Genomic DNA, 4,158 nt, shown 5'->3' with positions numbered 1-4,158 from the left:
GGGTATGAGGGTATGGTTTACTCCCAATTATTGTCTAATTCGGGCGATTCTCGAATCGCCTCTACATGGGTATGAGGGTATGGTTTACTCCCAATTATTGTCTAATTCGGGCGATTCTCGAATCGCCTCTACATGGGTATATATGGGTCACCACAAATTAAGGATTAGGGAGGGGGAGTTGAGTGGGATTGAGACGGGTCCTGGGTTTAGAAATGATGGCTAGGGGGTCGCCGATGGTGGTGATTTTCCAGGGGGGGGAGTCGAGTTGACGGGCGGCGATTAGGAAGGGGGTGGTTCGTTTGAGGCGTCGGGCGAGGAGGGTGGGGGGTATAAAGGCATTTAAGTACGGTTCATGGACGCTGCCTACATATAAATATGCACCATTTTCTAACCAGCGACCCGCGAGGGTATTGCGATCGCCTGGAGTGGTGGCGGACCAACTGTGAATAAAATGCACGATCGCCGGGTATTTCAGTTGCGGAATATCCTCTACCGAAGCATCTCCTCCTCCTCCTGCTGCAAATACGGTAGACATTCCTTTAGAATTCACCCAAATTGTATCAAAATTTAGGTCTGTTTCCCCCAATTGTTGCCAGCTTTGGACCGTCGCTTGGGGTCGTTGAATGACTTGAACATTCAGCCCAATTTCAGAGACCAAAACCGCCGCTTGGTTCATTTCATATTGAATCCAAGGTTCTTCTCTGGGATAACTATCATAAAATAGGGCAGTTTCAGCATCAATAAAGATAGCGGACATGGCTTGATACACCGCCCGGGCGGGAGTTCCATAAATCCAGCCGACTGCTGCCCAGCGATCGCCGGTTTCATGGCGTCCTAATCCATCGGTGACGGCTAAATCTACCTTGGCATTTTCAGGAGATTCATATTTAACCGCTAATTCTTTGACCAAAGTCACAGTATCGATCGCATCTCCCAGGGTATCGTAGGCATATCCAGTCCCTTTGACCAGGGTTTCTATTTGGGTTTTCAAACCTGTCCAAGTAGCTAAGTCTAACCGTTCATTAACTTGTCCGAAATTCCCTTCTAAAAACACCAAAGGCTGACCGCGATCGCTAGCTAAAGCCACTGCTGCAGGCCATGCGGGGTCTGTTGCCGAGGTGACCACTGTTCCTGGGGGTTCCCATCCCAAATTGTCCCATTGACTGTACAGAGAAAAGCGATTCGGGGCCTCCCAGGCGTCAGCAACCGCATTCTGCATCCCTTGTCGCAACGCCAAACCCGTGGGTAAGGGCGTATTCACTGCAGGTAAGCGAATCACTTCCTGGGGTTGGAAGCGATCGAGAAATAGCTTTGTATATTGAGTATCTTCAATTAAAATCGGCCAGCGACCCTGGAGACTCCATTGGCGAATGGCGAACAGAAAGGTCGCCTCATCGGGAACGAGGACCACGCGATCCACCGTTGGAATGCGATCGCGCAATTTAGCAATTTTTAGCCCACTTTGGACGGCCCAAGGTTCATTTTTTGCGGATTTCGGTAAGGCAAAGGGTTTCGGTTCTATGGATCGATAAATCCACCAAGACCCAGGGACCATAACTACAATTGCCAGACAGCACCATTCTAATAGCCAGCGCGTGCCCATGTTTTTTAGGGGAGATAGGGGGGATGGGGGAGACGGGGGAGATGGGGGCTTACAAGAGTAGGTTTTTTACGTTCAGGGGGATTTGCCTCACAATTAAGTGCACCTCCGGTCCCCTCCCCTTGGCAAGGGGAGGGTTAGGGTGGGGTCCTCCTGACGTGGCGATCGCCACGTCAGGAAGAATGAGTGGGTGGAGGGTTCTCGTGACGTGGCGATTCCCTACGGGATAGCTCCGCTTACCGCCACGTTACGAAGAAAGAGGTTGGACCAGCCTAACTACAGGCCATCTCGCCTCTCATGAGTGTGTGACGTGGCGCAACCCACGTCAGAAGAACCCCACCCTAACCCTCCCCTTGCCAAGGGGAGGGAACCGGAGGTGCTCTTAAGCGTAAAAAACCTAATCTTGTAAGGGAGATGGGGGGGGTTTTGCTTCACTTCCTCTGGGGGTGGGACTGGGAAAAACTGCATCAGTTTGGTGATGGAGTATTTCCACTTAATTCTAGAGAGAATTGGGCCAAACTGTAACCTCGCTATCATAATTTTAATCTGTAGCCGAAAATCTGCCACAGGGGAGAAAAAAACCCTGTAACCGCTGACAGGGAAAGGGAACTGGCCTCTTTAACCCGGGAGGTTTATCGAGAGTTCAGCAAATTTGGGACTCAGGGATGTCAAGATCGAGGATGAAATGAAGAATGTTCCTCCACCTTGACGCAAACTTATGTCAGAACTGCCACTCTCGATCGCCCAGCATTATCACGATCGCACCAAATACGATCCGGATACCCTAGGGGCCAAAAGTCATCAACTGGATTGGGAAAATCAGCCGGTCCCTTTCAAAGAATATAAAATCGGGGCCACCATTGACCTTAAACCCTATCTCAAAAAAGGACCCGAGGGGGGCAAAGATGTCGCCCGCAAGGGGTTGAACCGACTTTCGCGGTTGCTATTTTGCACCTATGGTTTAACCGCGAAGCTGGCAACCATGACCGGAAGTCAAATCTATTTAAGATCTGCCCCTTCTGCCGGAGGACTGTACCCGGCAGAACTGTACTTAATCTCCAAGGGCACCCCCCAATTACCTCCAGGTTTGTATAATTATCAAGCCCGCAATCATTCATTAATTCGATTTTGGGATAGCGATGTCTGGCCCGCCTTACAAGCGGCTACCTTTTGGCATCCGGCCTTAGAACATACTAAACTGGCGATCGCCACCAGTGCAGTGTTCTTTCGGTCCGCTTGGCGTTACCAAGACCGCGCCTATCGCCGGATCTTTCTGGATACCGGGCATCTGCTGGGCAATCTCGAACTCGCGGCATCCTTAACCGACTATCGACCTCACCCGATCGCCGGATTTCATGATGATGCACTCAATGAGTTGCTTTATCTCGACCCCACCCAGGAATCTTTGATTACCTTTATCCCCCTGGCGGATTTGCTAGATATCGACCAAAACCTGCCGAAATATCGCACCGCCTTACCTTCGGATACCCAGACGGACTATCCCACAATTCCCGATGGAGAATTGCTGGGATACTGCCATGAAGTGACCAAAATCAACTCAGACAAGACCGGAATTGGGGGATGGTCTCTCAGCGATCAGGAAGAATCCGAGGAGGATAAATATAACTTCCCCTTCTGTAGTAAAGTCTCAACCAAAACCCGCCCAATTGATTGGCGAACGAATTTAGAAGGTCTGGAAAACACGATTCTGAAACGGCGTTCAACTCGGGCCTATTCCGGGGCACCGTTGTCCTTTGATGAATTGAAGGCATTGTTGGATTTTACCTATCATTCAGAACATTACACCTATCAGAATTTGGATGCTTTTCCCGACTTTTTTGATTTAGAGGATATTCAAACCTTTATTGCCGTTTCATCGGTGACGGGTTTAGATGAAGGCTGTTATTATTACGCACCAAAAGCGGAGGAACTGCGGCAAGTGCGGTTTAAAAATTTCCGTCGGGAATTGCATTATCTCTGTTTGGGTCAGGATTTGGGACGAGATGCTTCGGCGTTGGTGTTTCATACGGCAGATTTAAAGAAGGCGATCGCAAAATATGGCGATCGGGTTTATCGGTACTTGCACCTGGATGCGGGACATCTGGGACAACGGCTCAATTTGGGAGCGATTTATATGGGATTAGGAGTCAGTGGCATCGGAGGATTTTTTGACGATCGCGTGAATGAAGTCCTCGGCATTCCTGCGGATGAAGCAGTCCTGTATATCACCACCCTCGGCAAACCTCGATAACTCCCTTACTTCCGGTCCCCTCCCCTTGGCAAGGTCCGGGTTAGGGTGGGGTTCTTCTTGGGCGATCGCACGAGCTTGAGAGTTAACGGTGAGGGTCAGAAACCGGGTTTCTTATCCACATTTTTGCTTCTTTGCAGAAGTTGAGGCAGAAACCCGGTTTCTTGAGTTTGAGAGTTAATGGTGAGGGCTAGAAACCGGGTTTCTTATCCACATTTTTGCTTCTTTGCAGAAGTTGAGGCAGAAACCCGGTTTCTTGAGCTTGAGAGTTAATGGTGAGGGCTAGAAACCGGGTTTCTTATCCACATTT

General features: G+C 49.8%; 2 protein-coding genes. One reads left to right on the top strand and one right to left on the bottom strand.

The features are described from left to right. Positions 1 to 157 precede the first annotated feature (157 nt). Positions 158 to 1,603, bottom strand: a complete 1,446-nt coding sequence (locus tag NG833_RS12090; RefSeq protein WP_254565541.1) for a hypothetical protein — start codon at positions 1,601 to 1,603, stop codon at positions 158 to 160. A 715-nt stretch (positions 1,604 to 2,318) separates the two neighbouring features. Between NG833_RS12090 and NG833_RS12085 the strand changes: the two genes are divergently transcribed. Next, the gene (locus tag NG833_RS12085) at positions 2,319 to 3,851 is read left to right on the top strand and encodes a SagB/ThcOx family dehydrogenase (protein ID WP_254565540.1); all 1,533 of its coding nucleotides are present in this window, start codon (positions 2,319 to 2,321) and stop codon (positions 3,849 to 3,851) included. Positions 3,852 to 4,158: the final 307 nt, after the last annotated feature.

The sequence above is a fragment of the Oscillatoria sp. HE19RPO genome (assembly GCF_024220515.1).
Taxonomy (GTDB): Bacteria; Cyanobacteriota; Cyanobacteriia; order Cyanobacteriales; family Laspinemataceae; genus Laspinema.
The sequence above is the reverse complement of the archived record's forward strand: the minus strand, read 5'-3'. Positions and strand labels throughout refer to the sequence as shown.